Consider the following 15,335-nt stretch of genomic DNA (forward strand, 5'->3'; position numbering starts at 1 on the left):
CCTTGACTTAGACTAGCCCTATGAAATTCCCTGGACAACGTAAATCAAAGCACTATTTTCCGGTTCACGCTCGTGACCCTTTAGTGAGCCAAGCTCAAACGAGCAAAAGAATGTCACGCACTCATATTATCGGTATTGACCAGACTCTGGTAGATATTGAAGCAAAAGTGCATTCTGATCTGATCGAAAAATACGGCTTAAGTAAGGGACACTCACTGGTTATTGGTGATGAAGCGGCGGAGTCTTTATATCTAGAATTGAAAGAGCAGTGCCTGATCACCAATGAATACGCTGGTGGCACAATTGGTAACACATTACACAACTACTCAGTGTTGGCAGATGACCGTTCTACTCTACTTGGTGTCATGAGCCAAGATATTAAGATTGGTAGTTACGGTTACCGCTATTTATGTAATACATCAAGCAGAATGGATCTGAACCATTTACAAGGGGTCGATGGCGCAATTGGTCGCTGCTTTGCATTAATTACAGAAGACGGTGAACGTACTTTCGCTATTAGCGAAGGACAAATGAACCAATTAAAACCAGAGAGCATTCCTGAAAAAATCTTCAAAAGTGCGTCTGCTTTAGTGTTAACCGCTTATTTAGTTCGTTGTAAGCCAGGTGACCCGATGCCTGAAGCAACAATGAAAGCGATCGAATACGCGAAGAAATACGATGTGCCAGTAGTTCTTACACTAGGTACTAAGTTTGTTATTCAAGATGATCCAGAATTCTGGAAAGATTTCTTAGAGCAACATGTCACGGTTGTGGCAATGAATGAAGACGAAGCGGAAGCATTAACGGGTGAAAGCGATCCGCTTGCTGCTTCAGATAAAGCGCTAGAGTGGGTAGACTTGGTTTTATGTACAGCTGGCCCTGTTGGCCTCTTTATGGCCGGTTACACGGAAGATGCCGCGAAGCGTGAAACGTCACTGCCTTTACTTCCTGGTTCAATTGCTGAATTTAACCGTTTTGAATTTAGCCGTCCTGCACATAAAGATTTATGTGAAAACCCAATTAAAGTGTATTCGCACATTGCGCCATACATGGGGGGACCAGAAAAAATCAAAAATACCAATGGTGCAGGGGATGCCGCTTTGTCGGCTTTATTGCATGATATGGCTGCAAATAAGTACCACAAAGAAAATGTGCCAAATTCGAGTAAGCATCAGCATTCATTCTTGACGTATTCATCTTTCTCACAAGTTTGTAAATATTCAAACCGTGCAAGTTACGAAGTGTTAGTTCAGCACTCACCTCGTTTATCTCGTGGCCTCCCTGAAAGAGAAGATAGTTTAGAAGAAGCTTACTGGGAAAGATAAGATACTTTTATCCATATTATTTATATACCCGATAAGAGGTATATAAAAAAAGGCCCCAAAGGGGCCTTTTTTGTTTCTAAATATTTCAAACTCACCATTAATATTTACATTGGCAGTTTTAATATTAATTATCTTGCTTAGTGCGTAACTGAGTAAAGACTAATTAAATAAGATATTTAGATAGCAAACTCTTCTAGAGATTTACCTGCATCGAGTTGCTCTTGGATAGCTGAAGGCGTACGGCCTTGACCTGTCCACGTTTTTTCATTGCCATTGCCATCTACATATTTGTATTTAGCTGGACGTGGCGCACGTTTAGCTGTTTTTGTTTTGGCTTCGCCAGAAAGTGCCGCAATAAGATCTGCAACATCAATTCCGTCTTTTGCAATCTGTTCAGCTATAGCAGAAAGCTTCGCTTCTTGCTCTGCTTTAGCCGCGCGTTCTTCAGCTTCAGACTCTTGACGCTCTTGTACAACAATAGTCAGCTTGTCTAGTGCTTCCTCTAATTGCTCAAGAGTTAATTCACGTGAGAATGCACGAAGGCTACGGATGTTCAATAAAGTTTTTGTTAATTCAGACATGATATTTCCCATCAAGATAAAATAAATAATACAGCTAATAATAAACAGAGCTTGGGAATAAAACAAATAGTATTTCTCGTATTACATGCCTAAATATATAAAGTGGGATGAATATTTGAAATCGACGGGTATCTTCTATTGTATTAATAACAATTGTTAATATTATCTAAAACAATGATATGTGACTGATCGAGTAATTACATTATGCATACTGCTCTTCAACAGAGATGTTCTTTATTGAAACGCTATTTTCTCAGAATGATATGTTGCATTGTTACTCTTGATGGGTACAATTACGGCTACCTGATGCGGTGCTTTGGTTGATTGGTTGTTAAACTCTGGTTGACACGGTTAATAATGTTATCGCACGTAGAGGTGCAACTATAAAGAGTAGTTTTCGTTGGGGTGATGCCAATGAACGGGAATGGAAGGTGTAGTTGCCGAAGTCAATTGTATATCTAAGCAATTTGCTGGGGTTGTGCTCAATAGGTACAACACTGCCATAGTCTTAATTTTAAACTATGGAGCGCTACTGTAGGGTTGGGTGAAGTGTTCACTTCCCTTTCGCTTAGTTCAACATGAGCTTGGTCAGCCGTATCAAGTTTGTCTGCAGTAGATCTCTAGCCAAATAAAAAACTGGTTTTTGAAGATCATGAATTTAATAGATTTTGCAACATCACCCTTATCTTTACTCCCACCACTGGTGGCTTTAAGTCTTGCTATTGTTACTCGCCGTGTATTGGTTTCTTTGGGGGTCGGTATCGTTATGGGTGCGATTCTACTTGCTGATTACTCAGTAGGTAACGCAGCTAGCTACGTGTTTACCAAAGTGTCTGGTGTGTTCATTGAAGATGGTGGCATTAACACTTGGAACATGAGCATCGTCGCATTCCTCATTATTCTTGGAATGACAACGGCTCTATTAACACTGTCTGGTGGTACTCGCGCATTCGCAGAGTGGGCACAAACTCGTGTTAAGAGCAAACGTGGTTCCAAGCTACTGGCTGCTTTCTTAGGCGTATTCATCTTTGTAGACGATTATTTCAATAGCTTAGCGGTAGGTGCGATCTCTCGCCCTGTAACTGACCGTTTCTACGTATCTCGCGCTAAGCTTGCTTATATTCTCGATTCTACTGCAGCGCCAATGTGTGTGATCATGCCGGCATCTAGCTGGGGGGCTTACATCATTACTATTGTCGGGGGCATCTTAGTTACCCATGGTGTGACAGAATATTCAGCTCTTGGGGCTTACGTTCGTATGATACCAATGAACTTTTACGCGGTGTTTGCTCTATTAATGGTGTTTGCCGTTTCATGGTTTGGTCTCGATGTAGGTAAAATGCGTGAGCATGAGATCGAAGCATCACAAGGTCGTGGCTTTGACGGCGAAAACGATCAAAAGCAAGCTCATGATCTACATGACGATCTCGATATTCAAGAGAGTGAAAATGGTTCTGTTTCTGACCTAGTCATGCCTATCATATTGCTGATCGTAGCGACGATTGCTGCAATGCTATACACAGGTGGACAAGCGCTTACTGCTGATGGTCAAGCATTTAATCTTTTAGGTGCTTTTGAAAATACGGATGTAGGTAAGTCTCTTGTTTACGGTGGTGTTGTCGGCCTGCTCGTTGCACTCTGGACAGTATTGAAGCAGAAGTTGCCTATGGCTGATATCGCAAGAACAATGTGGATTGGTGCAAGCTCAATGTTTGGCGCTATTCTGATTCTTGTGTTTGCATGGACTATTGGTTCTGTTATCGGCGACATGAAAACCGGTGCTTACTTATCGTCTCTTGTTACCGGCAATATTGATTACCATTGGCTACCTGTTATTTTGTTCCTTCTTGCTGGCGTAATGGCATTCTCGACAGGTACATCATGGGGTACATTCGGCATTATGCTTCCTATCGCAGGTGATATGGCTGCAGCCTCTGACATCGCATTCATCTTACCTATGTTAAGTGCGGTTCTTGCGGGTTCTGTGTTTGGTGATCACTGTTCTCCAATCTCAGACACAACGATTCTGTCTTCTACTGGTGCGCGTTGTAACCATATTGACCACGTATCGACTCAGCTCCCATATGCACTGTTGGTCGCTCTCGTATCGTGTATTGGTTTCATTACCTTAGGTATGACATCGTCAACGGGTATTGCTTTCGGTGCCGCATCACTTACATTTGTCGCAGTATGTTTTGCATTGGCTTATTTCTCTCGTTGTAAAATGCCAACGAGTAAAAGCTAATCATCACTTGATTGAGTAATTAAAGGGAGGCTTCGGCTTCCTTTTTTTATGCCAATTAAATTAATTTTAACTTTAGTGAAAAAAGTTAAAATTAATGGTTGAAAAAGGATGCCAGCTTAGTTAGTGTGGATACAACAAAGTAAAGAACCTAAGAGTTAATAAGTATGCGTAAGTTAGTCATGAACATTCATCACCATCATCACCCTATCTAGTCTTTCGGGGAGATTTACGTATACCCGGGAGCCAGAATTCTCCCGGTGGTTAAGTCAAAAGAATTTAGATTTAAACCCTCGGGATGACACAGTCTTCCGGGGGTTTTTTAGTTTTATAGCTTATAAATAATCAATAAATTCAAATATTTGCACAGGGAAACAGCAATGCAGACACAACGCCTCAGAATCGCAATTCAAAAAAAAGGTCGCTTAAGTAAAGAGTGTCAAGACTTACTTAAAAAGTGTGGTGTTAAATTTAACATCTTGGGTGAGCGGTTGGTGGTTCACTCACTAAATATGCCAATCGACCTATTATTAGTCCGTGATGACGATATTCCAGGTCTGATTATGGACGGTGTAGTTGACCTTGGCTTCATCGGTGAAAATGAGCTAGAAGAAGTTCGTCTAGATCGTGTTGCTCTAAAAGAGCCTTCAGAGTTTCGCACACTACGTCGCTTAGACTTCGGTGGCTGTCGCCTTTCTATTGCAATCAATAAAGATGAAGAATACAACGGCCCTCAAGATCTTGCAGGCAAACGTATTGCGACAACGTACCCACAACTACTTAAAGCTTACATGGACGAGCAGGGTGTTGAATTCAGCACTTGTATGTTAACAGGCTCGGTTGAAGTTGCTCCTCGTGCAGGTCTAGCAGACGCGATCGCAGATTTGGTTTCTACCGGTGCAACGCTCGAAGCAAACGGCCTAAAAGAAGCAGAAGCTATCTTCCAATCGAAAGCAACACTGATTCAACGTGTTGGTGAGTTCGACGCAGACAAAACGGCATTGATTGAAAAGCTACTGACTCGTATGCAGGGTGTTCAACAAGCGAAAGAGTCGAAGTACATTATGCTTCACGCGCCAACCTCTCAGCTAGAAAAAATCAAAGCGTTATTGCCTGGAGCCGAAGACCCTACTGTGCTTCCATTATCGACGGATAAAGACAAAGTGGCCGTTCACCTAGTAAGTACTGAGAATTTGTTCTGGGAAACGATGGAACAGCTCAAAGAGTTGGGTGCAAGCTCGATTCTAGTATTACCAATCGAAAAAATGATGGGGTAGTGACAATGAGAACTGTTGTTTGGCAATCTTTAAGTGAATCTCAGCAAGACTCAGTATTAGAGCGTCCAGCTATTACTGAAGGCGCAAACATCACCGCGACTGTTTCTGATGTTATTGCAAAAGTACGAAATGAAGGCGATGCCGCACTCAAAGAACTGACTGCAAAATTTGATGGCGTGACCCCTAAAAATATTCGAGTGACTTCGGGTGAGATTGAAGAGGCGTGTACTCGCCTCACTCCGGAAATGAAGCAAGCGTTAGAGCAAGCTTATAGCAATATTGCCAAGTTTCACGAAGCTCAGAAGCCTCAGCCAATTAAGGTTGAAACGCAACCTGGCGTTTTGTGTGAGCAGGTAACGCGCGCGATTAATACGGTTGGTCTTTATATTCCAGGTGGTAGTGCGCCACTTCCGTCAACGGTTCTTATGTTGGGTGTACCTGCTCAGATCGCAGGTTGTCGTAAGGTTGTCTTGTGTTCGCCTCCGCCTATTGCCGATGAAATTTTGTATGTTGCTAAACTGTGCAACATCGACGAGGTTTACAATGTCGGTGGTGCTCAAGCGGTGGCCGCAATGGCTTACGGTACTGACAGTGTTGCGAAGGTTGATAAGATTTTCGGCCCGGGTAATGCGTACGTGACTGAAGCGAAGCGCCAAGTGAGCAATGACTTCCGTGGTGCTGCGATTGATATGCCTGCAGGCCCATCAGAAGTCATGGTCATTGCAGATGAAACGGCAGACGCAGATTTCATCGCGGCAGACTTATTAAGCCAAGCTGAGCACGGCCCTGACTCACAAGTGGTATTGGTCACACCGTCGCCAATTGTGGCAGACCAAGTAACCGAAGCGGTGCAGAAACAACTGAAAGAGTTGTCTCGTGCTAACATCGCTCAGCAAGCATTGGCATCTAGCCTGATTATCATTGCTGAATCCATCACTCAAGCGATCGCAATTTCGAATTTCTATGGCCCTGAGCACTTAATTGTTCAAACCAAGAATCCACGTGAATTGTTGCCATTACTGGATAATGCTGGGTCTATCTTCCTCGGTGACTGGTCTCCTGAATCTGCCGGTGATTATGCATCAGGCACAAACCACGTATTGCCAACTTATGGTTACACCAAAACGTATTCGAGCCTAGGGTTAGCAGATTTTTCAAAGCGTATGACAGTACAAGAGCTCACAGCCGAGGGCTTGAAAGGCTTAGCACCAACAGTTGTGACGATGGCGGAAGCTGAGGGGTTGGATGCGCATAAGCGTGCTGTGACTATCCGAGTTGAAAAGTTAAATAAAGCGAAGTAGGGGTGGAGTATGGAAAAGTTAGCAAGAAAGCAAGTTCAGGCTCTAACACCTTACTTATCGGCAAGACGCATTGGTGGTAGCGGAGATGTATGGCTCAATGCCAACGAATCTCCATTTGATAATGAGTACAACTTAAATCTGTCTCGTTTAAATCGCTACAGCGAATGTCAGCCGCCAGAGTTGATCGATGCTTACGCACAATACGCAGGTGTGAAACCAGAGCAAACGCTGACAACACGTGGTGCAGATGAAGGTATCGAGTTACTGATTCGTGCGTTCTGTGAGCCGAACGAAGACGCTATTCTTTACTGCCCACCCACTTACGGTATGTACGCAATCAGCGCAGAGACGATCGGTGTTGAGCGTAAAGTTGTGCCTCTAACCGCTGAATGGCAATTGGATCTTCCAGCTATTGAAGCTCAACTCGACAACGTAAAAGTGGTGTTTGTTTGTAGCCCAAATAACCCAACCGGTAATTTGGTTGATCGCAAAGACATCATCAAGTTGCTTGACATGACACAAGATAAAGCGATTGTGGTGATGGATGAAGCGTACATCGATTTTTGTCCAGAAGCATCAACCGTTGATTTGCTTGAGCAATATCCAAATCTCGCGATTCTACGCACTTTGTCGAAGGCCTTTGCTTTGGCTGGCTTACGTTGTGGTTTTACGCTAGCAAACAAAGAGCTTATCGATGTTCTGTTAAAAGTGATCGCGCCTTATCCAGTGCCAATCCCTGTTGCTGACATCGCCGTTCAAGCACTTTCAGAGCAAGGACTAGCGCGAGCTAAGTTCCAGGTTTTGGATTTAAGTGCTAACCGAGCGTATTTGCAAGCGGGTCTATTAGGCATGCCTCAAGTGACGGTATTTGATGGCTGGGGTAACTACCTACTGGTTAAATTCCCGAACGGCGATGCGCTATTTAAAGCGGCTTGGGATACGGGCATCATCTTACGTAATTCACCCATTGAAGACTGTGTTCGTATTAGTATTGGTAACCGCGAAGAGTGCGAAAAGACACTTGGATTCATTCGTAACTTTTATCAGTAACGAAAGGCTTACCAGTCATAACATTTGCCAGTTTGATTTGATTTATCGGGCTGGCAAGTGAAACCAATATTTCGGGTTAGCGTTTGATTTTAGCTAGGCCACCAGATTTAAAATTAAAAGGAAGTTCAAGTGAGTAAACAACAGAAAATACTTTTTATAGACCGCGACGGCACTTTAATTGTTGAGCCGCCAGTTGACTTTCAAGTAGACCGTTTAGACAAGCTAAAATTCGAACCGCTTGTGATTCCTAGCCTACTGGCGTTGCAAGATGCTGGATACCGCTTAGTGATGGTCACTAACCAAGATGGCCTAGGTACCGATAGCTACCCACAAGAAGATTTCGATGCGCCACACAATATGATGATGGAGTTCTTCGAATCTCAAGGCGTTAAGTTTGATGACGTGCTTATTTGCCCTCACTTTGACGAAGACAACTGCTCTTGCCGCAAGCCTAAATTAGGTATGGTTAAAGAGTATCTACAGGGCGGTAAAGTTGATTTTCAACATTCGGTTGTGATCGGTGATCGAATGACGGATCTACAGCTTGCTGAGAATATGGCGATCCGTGGGATTCAATATGGCCCGGACGCGGCAACCGAAGGTACACTTAACTGGCCACAAATCGTTAAAGATCTGACGGTTAACGCGCGTGTTGCTGAAGTGGTTCGAACAACGAAAGAAACGGATATCAAGGTTGCAGTCAACCTTGATGAAACCGGGGGAAACAAGATCGACACGGGTATGGGGTTCTTCGACCACATGCTTGATCAAATCGCGACACACGGTGGTTTCCAAATGAACCTGACTGTGAAGGGCGACTTGCACATCGATGATCACCACACAGTAGAAGATACTGCTCTGGCTTTAGGCCAAGCATTGAAAGATGCACTGGGTGACAAACGTGGCATTGGCCGTTTCGGTTTCAGCTTGCCAATGGATGAGTGCTTAGCTCAGTGTGCGCTAGACCTCTCTGGTCGCCCATACTTGAAATTCGATGCTAAGTTCAGCCGCGAGCAAGTGGGTGATCTTTCAACTGAGATGGTGGTGCACTTCTTCCGTTCTCTAACCGATACATTGGCTTGTACGTTACACCTGTCTTCTGATGGCAATAATGATCACCACATCATTGAGAGCCTGTTTAAAGCATTTGGTCGAACACTTCGTCAAGCAATCAAAGTTGAAGGTAACGAGTTACCAAGCAGCAAAGGCGTTCTGTAAGGGATCGGTATGAAAGAGCAAAAAGTCGTTATTATTGATACGGGTTGTGCCAACGTTTCATCGGTGAAGTTTGCGATTGAACGCCTGGGCTATGCAGTTGAAATTTCAAAAGAACCACAAGTGGTGCTTGCTGCCGACAAGCTGTTCCTACCCGGTGTAGGTACTGCAAGTGAAGCGATGAAAAACCTGCAAGAGCGTGATCTTGTTAGCCTTGTGAAGCAAGTAGAGAAGCCTCTGCTTGGTATCTGTTTAGGTATGCAGTTGTTAGGCAAGCTGTCTCAAGAGAAAGGACAAAAGGCTGACGAGTTAGTGGAATGTTTAGGCTTGTGTGAGGGGGAGGTTCGTTTACTTGAAACCGGTGATTTGCCACTACCACACATGGGTTGGAACACCGTAACCGCAACACCGAATCACCCTCTATTTAAAGATATTGAAGAAGGTGAGTACTTCTACTTCGTTCATAGCTTCGCAATGCCCGTGGGTGACTACACCATCGCACAATGTGATTACGGCAACCCGTTCACAGCAGCAGTGCAAAGTGGTAACTATTACGGTGTTCAGTTCCACCCAGAGCGCTCTTCGAAAGCTGGCTCTAAGCTGATTCAGAACTTCTTGGAATTGTAATAAGGATTAGGCGGCGATCTCGCTGCCATGATAAGGAATGTAAATGATTATTCCCGCGTTAGATTTAATTGAAGGCCAAGTAGTTCGCTTATTCCAAGGGGATTACGGGCAAGTAACAGAATACAAAGTCGATCCAGCAGAGCAGTTTAATCTGTATCACCAAGCTGGCGCTGGTTGGCTGCACCTTGTTGACTTAACGGGCGCAAAAGACACCACCGCTCGTCAGTTAGACTTGATTGCTAAGCTACTGGCTAGCACGCCTGCGAACATCCAGATTGGTGGTGGCGTGCGTAACGAGCAAGATGTCGTTGATCTGCTAGAAGCTGGCGCACAGCGCGTTGTGGTTGGTTCTACAGCCGTTAAGCAACCTGAGTTGGTTAAAGGTTGGATGGAGAAATATGGCGCGGAAAAAATCGTGCTTGCTCTGGATATCAACATTGACGAAAGCGGCACACGTAAAGTCGCGATTTCTGGTTGGCAAGAAGATTCAGGCGTGACCATTGAAGCACTAATTGAAGACTATCTGACGGTGGGTCTAAAACACGTTCTGTGTACCGATATTTCACGTGACGGCACATTAGAAGGATCAAACGTAGAGCTTTACGTTGATCTTTGTAAGCAGTATCCACAAGTGCAATTCCAGTCATCGGGTGGCATTGGCAGCCTAGCTGATATCGAAGCACTGAAAGGCAGTGGTGTTGCGGGTGTCATTGTGGGTCGCGCGCTGCTTGATGGCAAGTTTACCGCAGAGGAGGCATTTGCATGTTGGCAAAGCGAATAATCCCTTGTTTGGATGTCCGTGACGGACAAGTGGTTAAGGGCGTTCAGTTCCGCAACCACGAAATTATTGGTGACATCGTTCCGCTAGCACAACGCTACGCAGAAGAGGGCGCTGATGAATTAGTATTTTATGACATCACCGCATCAAGCGATGGCCGTGTGGTCGATAAAAGCTGGGTGAAACGTGTCGCAGAAGTGATCGATATTCCTTTCTGTGTCGCTGGTGGCATAAAATCAGCGGAAGACGCAGCGCGCATTCTTGAGTTTGGCGCGGATAAAGTATCGATCAACTCACCGGCTTTGGCTAATCCACAATTGATCACTGACCTTGCGGATAAGTTCGGCGTGCAGTGTATCGTTGTTGGTATCGATTCATACTTCGACAAAGAAACCGGTAAGTATCAGGTTTACCAATTTACCGGCGATGAAGCGCGTACTAAAGCAACCAAATGGGAAACCAAAGATTGGGTGCAGGAAGTACAGAAGCGTGGCGCAGGTGAGATTGTGTTAAACATGATGAACCAAGATGGTGTTCGCAACGGCTATGACATCGATCAGTTAAACATGGTGCGTGAAGTGTGTAATGTGCCATTGATTGCCTCTGGTGGCGCAGGCGCGATGGAACACTTTGCGGAAGCCTATAAGAAGACCAACGTGGATGGAGCACTTGCCGCTTCGGTATTCCATAAGCAAGTCATCAATATTGGTGAACTTAAACAGTATTTAAAACAACAAGGTGTCGAGGTGCGACTATGAGTTTTGAACCCGTAAACTTATCAAAAACAGAAGTAGGCGCATTGTCAGAGCGTATTGATTGGGAAAAAGTAGAGGGTTTAGTGCCAGCTATTGTTCAAGATTACCAATCGAGCCAAGTGTTAATGATGGGATACATGAACCCAGCAGCACTTGAGAAAACAGGCGAAACTGGGCAAGTGACGTTTTTCTCTCGCACCAAAGAACGTCTTTGGACCAAAGGTGAAACGTCGGGAAACGTATTGCAATTGCAAAACATTGCTTTGGACTGTGACAATGATACCTTGTTGGTTAAGGTTAATCCCATTGGCCCAACGTGCCACACAGGTACCACAACGTGCTGGGATGGAGATAAGCAAGAAGAAACACAGATGGTGTGGCTTCATCAGCTTGAGCAGCTATTGGCTGCCCGCAAGGACGCAGACCCTGAGTCTTCTTATACTGCCAGTCTATATGCCCGTGGCACCAAACGTATTTCGCAAAAAGTGGGTGAAGAAGGCGTTGAAGTCGCGCTTGCGGCGACGTCGGGCGATAAGGCGGAGTTAGTGTGTGAATCAGCAGATTTGATTTACCACTTGATGGTTCTTCTTCAAGACCAAGGCTTATCGATGAACGACGTGGTGAACAAATTAAAAGAGCGCCATAAGTAAGCTCTCTTTGGGTTAATCGAACCACGAAAAAGAGAGATAAAAGCTCCGTAAATAACCATGTTTACGGGGCTTTTTTAGCGTTCCATCCTGAGTGTATTTCTTCACCTTTCGGCCTCGTCATTGCGAGGATTCTAAGCGACATCAGGAATCTCTTCTCTTAATCAGACTTCCTAGTCGTACGAGTTACCCGCAGCACTTCTTATACTTCTTTCTACTACCACAGATGCATGGGTCATTACGGCCGATCTTGAAGCTTTCAACCGTTTGGTTTAAGCGAATATCGATTTCTGGTTGCGTAGTTTCTTCTTGCTCTGGGAACTCACCGTCGATATAGAACCATAGGCCGTTTTCACGAATGAAACGAGAGCGCTCTTGCATGCAGTATTGTGCGCCGTCTTCATTGAAGTAAGCTTTAAATTCAACAAAGCCTTCGTCTTGGTGCGAGCCTGCCGTAGTATCGATGACCTCTAGGCCAGACCAATCACTGTCGATCGATTCTGCGATGCCTTCTCTTTGTGCTTCGGCATTGCAGTTAGGGTGATAAGTCGCCACAACATAGTCAACTAAACCCAACACGTGCGCTGAATAACGCGAGCGCATTAATTGCTCAGGCGTTTCAACGGCACTGTGGTTAAGGTGCGCTGATTCACAGCACTGTTGGTAAGTATTATTGCTACCGCATGGGCATAAAGACATTGTCAAATCCTATAAAAATGGCCTCGATTAAGAGGCCATAAATGAATGCGTGCAGTGTATCAAGAAACGCTCGCTCACCAAAGATCAGTTTCTATTGAAGTGATTGAGTGACGCGAACTACTTCAAAGCAGGGGATAAAAGTTCTTGAGACCAAGAGGTCGCTTCGTTATAGGTTTGGCCGAGTTGCTCTTCGCCTAGTTTGAGCAGTTTACATATGCGAGTTGCTTCATCCCATCGGGCTTGCTCATAAGCAATAATCATCGCTAAGACGGCCCCTAATACCCCTTTTCGTTGTATCAGAGCCTCTTTTATCTCTTCATCAATCGGTACAGAATCTAACACCTGCTTTAATGGTTGATCGAAGAGTGAATCGAGTAGCGAGAACATACCGGTTAAAAAGGCTTGCCCTGGCTCAATTTTCACGTTCATCTTTGTGACTAATAGTTCGCATTGACGAGCACGCAGCACCGCTAATCCATAGAGTGAATCGGGCTTATCTTCTTTTGCTGATGCAATAGCCACAAGAGAAACGAATTTACGTAGCTTTTGTTCGCCAAGGAAAATTAGCGCTTGGCGGAATGAGCGAATCGTTGTTGCTGATTCACTCGCGGAGTTTACATACGCAAGTAGCTTATAAGACAGAGTGACATCTAGGGTAATTAGACGTTCTACTTCAACGAAGTCGATAGGATCTTTAGCGATCTCTTTCAATAGCTGAACGATAGTTAAAAATGCGGGATTCAGCTTTCGAGTTTGAATCATCTCTGGTTTACTAAAAAAATAACCCTGGAAGTAGGTGAACCCGGCTTGGTTTGCTTCTTGATACTCATCGTAAGTTTCTACTTTTTCTGCCAGAAACTTGATATCTAACCCTTTTAAAGAGTTCATAAACATTGAAGCTTTTGCTATTGAGACTAAACGAATGTCAAACTTGATAATTGACACGTAGGGCAAGAAACGTTTCCAAGATTTGCTTGGCACAAAGTCGTCCAATGCAATGGTGTAGCCTGCATCATAGATGGTCTTTATCGCTTGAAGTAATTCGTCTGTCGGTTCGCAGTCTTCAAGAATCTCAACAACGAGACTATCCTTGGGGAACAAGGTTGGAACTAAGTTAATCAGGCTTGCATAAGGGAAGTTAACGAACCCAAGCTTATCACCCAACGTATTGTAGTGGGTTGACAAGAAATGGTCGGAAAGCAGGCGACTAGTAGCGAGCTCAGGCTCTACCTCAGGGAAAGTATTTTTAGGACCATCCCTGAATAGCAACTCGTAACCTATAGTTTTCTTGCTCGTGTCGAGTATTGGCTGACGTGCTACGTATGAATATTTCAACTTAGTACTGTGTTCGGTTTCTTTTTAATAAAGAGATAATATCTAATTTGGTAAAAATTACTAGATACAATCCAAGAAAGTCTGACCAATAATAGTAATTAAAGTGAAAGTTTAAGAGTGGCGGTGAAAGCTATTGCTAAACTCACGCTTCTGTAGTTCAAAATTCTCTGGAGTAAACAACAGCACTGAACCCTGCGTATACCAATCACCCAGTACAATGCGGGTTTTATCGTAACCATTCGCATTAAAGATATGGATATTTGGACGATGGGTATGGCCGTGGATCATAATATTCACGTGGTGTCGTTCCATGACATTTTCGACTTCTTGTTGTGTCACGTCCATGATGTCGAGAGATTTAGTCTGCTTGTCTTCATTAATATCAGACTGAACTTTAGAGACGATTTTCTTTTTGATGAAGAATGGAATTCGATTGAAGACCCATTGTAGCCAAGGTTGGTGTACTTTCTCACGAAAGGCGAGATATTTTACATCTTCGGTACATAAGGTATCACCATGTAATACCACCGCTTTTTGCCCATAGATATCGATCGTCGATACTTCGTCTAAGAGCTGAACACCGGTTTGTTTGGCAAATTTTTTACCCACTAAAAAGTCGCGGTTACCCTGAGTGAAATAACAAGGAACTCCGGATTTGACTAAGTCGATAAAGGCCTGACGAATGGAATTGGCGAACTCACTTTTATCGTCGTCACCAATCCAGAATTCGAACAGATCGCCTAACACGTAGAGTGCATCGGCCTCTACCGCTTCGTTTTTCATGAAGGTTAGGAAGCAATCGGTAATATCTTGTCGTGATGGTGCGAGGTGTAGGTCTGATATAAAATATGTTTTCATAGGTCTAAAAAAGGGAGCGATTCGCTCCCTGTATCCTGGTTTTATCGGCTGATCAATTATTAATACTAGGGCGTGTTGACCTTTGGCGGTTAAATTTTGTTCTAGATCAACACATCCTAACCGATAGCAAGTAATTAAGCTTCGATTGTTGTACCCGTGATGATCACTTCTTCTAGAGGTACGTCTTGGTGCATACCCATAGAACCAGTGCTAACACCTTTAATCTTGTTCACGATGTCCATGCCTTCAACCACTTCAGCGAATACACAGTAGCCCCAACCGTCTAGGCTTTCGCTACGGAAGTTTAGGAAAGAGTTGTCGTTAACGTTGATGAAGAACTGAGAGCTCGCTGAATGCGGTTCCATAGTACGAGCCATTGCTAGCGTACCAACTTTGTTCGCAAGACCGTTGTTTGCTTCATTTTTGATTGTTGCACGAGTCGTTTTTTCTTTCAGGCCAGAAGTCATGCCGCCGCCTTGAATCATGAAACCATCGATAACACGGTGGAATAGTGTGTTGTCGTAGAAACCGTCACGGCAATACTGTAGAAAGTTTGCGCTTGTTTCTGGTGCTTTTTCTTCGTTAAGTTGAACTTTGATATCACCAAAATTTGTGTGAAGGATGATCATGATTGTTACCTTACTG

At 44.1% G+C, this 15,335-nt stretch carries 15 protein-coding genes, 1 riboswitch and 1 other annotated feature; of the genes, 10 read left to right on the forward strand and 5 right to left on the reverse strand.

From position 1 onward, the window contains the following. The first annotated feature begins 20 nt into the window (after positions 1-20). Complete coding sequence (locus OCU36_RS05250) at positions 21-1,325, forward strand: inosine/guanosine kinase (protein ID WP_261839347.1); 1,305 nt, start codon at positions 21-23, stop codon at positions 1,323-1,325. A 176-nt stretch (positions 1,326-1,501) separates the two neighbouring features. Here OCU36_RS05250 and OCU36_RS05255 read toward each other — a convergent pair whose 3' ends face one another. Then, positions 1,502-1,906, reverse strand: a complete 405-nt coding sequence (locus tag OCU36_RS05255) for an H-NS family histone-like protein (protein WP_261839348.1) — start codon at positions 1,904-1,906, stop codon at positions 1,502-1,504. Positions 1,907-2,268: 362 nt separating this feature from the next. Beyond that, positions 2,269-2,446, forward strand: a riboswitch (Lysine riboswitch). Positions 2,447-2,558: 112 nt separating this feature from the next. Here OCU36_RS05255 and OCU36_RS05260 point away from each other — a divergent pair. The 9 genes from OCU36_RS05260 to hisIE all read left to right on the forward strand — a co-directional run bounded on the left by OCU36_RS05260 (position 2,559) and on the right by hisIE (position 11,801). Continuing rightward, on the forward strand, positions 2,559-4,151 hold the full coding sequence (locus OCU36_RS05260) for a Na+/H+ antiporter NhaC family protein (RefSeq protein ID WP_261839349.1): 1,593 nt from the start codon (positions 2,559-2,561) through the stop codon (positions 4,149-4,151). A 187-nt stretch (positions 4,152-4,338) separates the two neighbouring features. Further along, positions 4,339-4,475: a sequence feature (His leader region), on the forward strand. Between the two features lie 53 nt (positions 4,476-4,528). Next, entirely contained in the window at positions 4,529-5,425 is an 897-nt protein-coding gene (hisG, locus tag OCU36_RS05265; RefSeq protein WP_261839350.1) for an ATP phosphoribosyltransferase, read from the forward strand. Further along, positions 5,425-6,726, forward strand: a complete 1,302-nt coding sequence (gene hisD / locus OCU36_RS05270; protein WP_261839351.1) for a histidinol dehydrogenase — start codon at positions 5,425-5,427, stop codon at positions 6,724-6,726. The genes hisG and hisD overlap by 1 nt, the downstream gene beginning before the upstream one ends. 9 nt (positions 6,727-6,735) lie before the next feature. Beyond that, positions 6,736-7,776 carry a histidinol-phosphate transaminase gene (hisC, locus tag OCU36_RS05275; protein ID WP_261839352.1) on the forward strand — a complete coding sequence of 347 codons (1,041 nt, stop codon included), beginning with the start codon at positions 6,736-6,738 and terminating at the stop codon, positions 7,774-7,776. A 129-nt stretch (positions 7,777-7,905) separates the two neighbouring features. Then, the gene (gene hisB, locus OCU36_RS05280) at positions 7,906-8,994 is read left to right on the forward strand and encodes a bifunctional histidinol-phosphatase/imidazoleglycerol-phosphate dehydratase HisB (RefSeq protein WP_261839353.1); all 1,089 of its coding nucleotides are present in this window, start codon (positions 7,906-7,908) and stop codon (positions 8,992-8,994) included. Positions 8,995-9,003: 9 nt separating this feature from the next. Further along, the gene (gene hisH / locus OCU36_RS05285) at positions 9,004-9,618 is read left to right on the forward strand and encodes an imidazole glycerol phosphate synthase subunit HisH (RefSeq protein WP_261839354.1); all 615 of its coding nucleotides are present in this window, start codon (positions 9,004-9,006) and stop codon (positions 9,616-9,618) included. A gap of 43 nt (positions 9,619-9,661) precedes the next feature. Beyond that, the gene (hisA, locus tag OCU36_RS05290) at positions 9,662-10,399 is read left to right on the forward strand and encodes a 1-(5-phosphoribosyl)-5-[(5-phosphoribosylamino)methylideneamino]imidazole-4-carboxamide isomerase (RefSeq protein ID WP_012604374.1); all 738 of its coding nucleotides are present in this window, start codon (positions 9,662-9,664) and stop codon (positions 10,397-10,399) included. Next, the gene (gene hisF, locus OCU36_RS05295) at positions 10,381-11,154 is read left to right on the forward strand and encodes an imidazole glycerol phosphate synthase subunit HisF (protein ID WP_261839355.1); all 774 of its coding nucleotides are present in this window, start codon (positions 10,381-10,383) and stop codon (positions 11,152-11,154) included. Before hisA ends, hisF begins: the two co-directional genes overlap by 19 nt. Continuing rightward, positions 11,151-11,801 (forward strand): bifunctional phosphoribosyl-AMP cyclohydrolase/phosphoribosyl-ATP diphosphatase HisIE, encoded by a 651-nt coding sequence (gene hisIE, locus OCU36_RS05300; protein ID WP_261839356.1) that lies wholly within the window; start codon positions 11,151-11,153, stop codon positions 11,799-11,801. The genes hisF and hisIE overlap by 4 nt, the downstream gene beginning before the upstream one ends. Positions 11,802-11,984: 183 nt before the next feature. Here hisIE and OCU36_RS05305 read toward each other — a convergent pair whose 3' ends face one another. The 4 genes from OCU36_RS05305 to OCU36_RS05320 form a co-directional block, all read right to left on the reverse strand. Continuing rightward, complete coding sequence (locus tag OCU36_RS05305; protein WP_261839357.1) at positions 11,985-12,497, reverse strand: YchJ family protein; 513 nt, start codon at positions 12,495-12,497, stop codon at positions 11,985-11,987. A 117-nt stretch (positions 12,498-12,614) separates the two neighbouring features. Next, positions 12,615-13,832, reverse strand: coding sequence for an EAL and HDOD domain-containing protein (locus OCU36_RS05310; RefSeq protein ID WP_261839358.1), 1,218 nt, complete (start codon positions 13,830-13,832; stop codon positions 12,615-12,617). A gap of 111 nt (positions 13,833-13,943) precedes the next feature. Then, entirely contained in the window at positions 13,944-14,690 is a 747-nt protein-coding gene (gene lpxH / locus OCU36_RS05315) for a UDP-2,3-diacylglucosamine diphosphatase (RefSeq protein WP_261839359.1), read from the reverse strand. A 134-nt stretch (positions 14,691-14,824) separates the two neighbouring features. Then, complete coding sequence (locus tag OCU36_RS05320) at positions 14,825-15,319, reverse strand: peptidylprolyl isomerase (protein ID WP_010440028.1); 495 nt, start codon at positions 15,317-15,319, stop codon at positions 14,825-14,827. Positions 15,320-15,335 lie beyond the last annotated feature (16 nt).

Origin of the sequence: Vibrio artabrorum (assembly GCF_024347295.1) — a bacterium.
Classification (GTDB): domain Bacteria; phylum Pseudomonadota; class Gammaproteobacteria; order Enterobacterales; family Vibrionaceae; genus Vibrio; species Vibrio artabrorum.

What these genes read in the sequence shown, in the direction of transcription:
- OCU36_RS05320 (WP_010440028.1), bottom strand. Translation starts at nt 15,319, where the DNA reads ATGATCATCCTTCACACAAATTTTGGTGATATCAAAGTTCAACTTAAC.
- hisG (WP_261839350.1), top strand. Translation starts at nt 4,529, where the DNA reads ATGCAGACACAACGCCTCAGAATCGCAATTCAAAAAAAAGGTCGCTTA.
- hisA (WP_012604374.1), top strand. Translation starts at nt 9,662, where the DNA reads ATGATTATTCCCGCGTTAGATTTAATTGAAGGCCAAGTAGTTCGCTTA.
- hisIE (WP_261839356.1), top strand. Translation starts at nt 11,151, where the DNA reads ATGAGTTTTGAACCCGTAAACTTATCAAAAACAGAAGTAGGCGCATTG.
- lpxH (WP_261839359.1), bottom strand. Translation starts at nt 14,690, where the DNA reads ATGAAAACATATTTTATATCAGACCTACACCTCGCACCATCACGACAA.
- OCU36_RS05305 (WP_261839357.1), bottom strand. Translation starts at nt 12,497, where the DNA reads ATGTCTTTATGCCCATGCGGTAGCAATAATACTTACCAACAGTGCTGT.
- OCU36_RS05250 (WP_261839347.1), top strand. Translation starts at nt 21, where the DNA reads ATGAAATTCCCTGGACAACGTAAATCAAAGCACTATTTTCCGGTTCAC.
- hisC (WP_261839352.1), top strand. Translation starts at nt 6,736, where the DNA reads ATGGAAAAGTTAGCAAGAAAGCAAGTTCAGGCTCTAACACCTTACTTA.
- OCU36_RS05255 (WP_261839348.1), bottom strand. Translation starts at nt 1,906, where the DNA reads ATGTCTGAATTAACAAAAACTTTATTGAACATCCGTAGCCTTCGTGCA.
- OCU36_RS05260 (WP_261839349.1), top strand. Translation starts at nt 2,559, where the DNA reads ATGAATTTAATAGATTTTGCAACATCACCCTTATCTTTACTCCCACCA.
- hisH (WP_261839354.1), top strand. Translation starts at nt 9,004, where the DNA reads ATGAAAGAGCAAAAAGTCGTTATTATTGATACGGGTTGTGCCAACGTT.
- hisF (WP_261839355.1), top strand. Translation starts at nt 10,381, where the DNA reads ATGTTGGCAAAGCGAATAATCCCTTGTTTGGATGTCCGTGACGGACAA.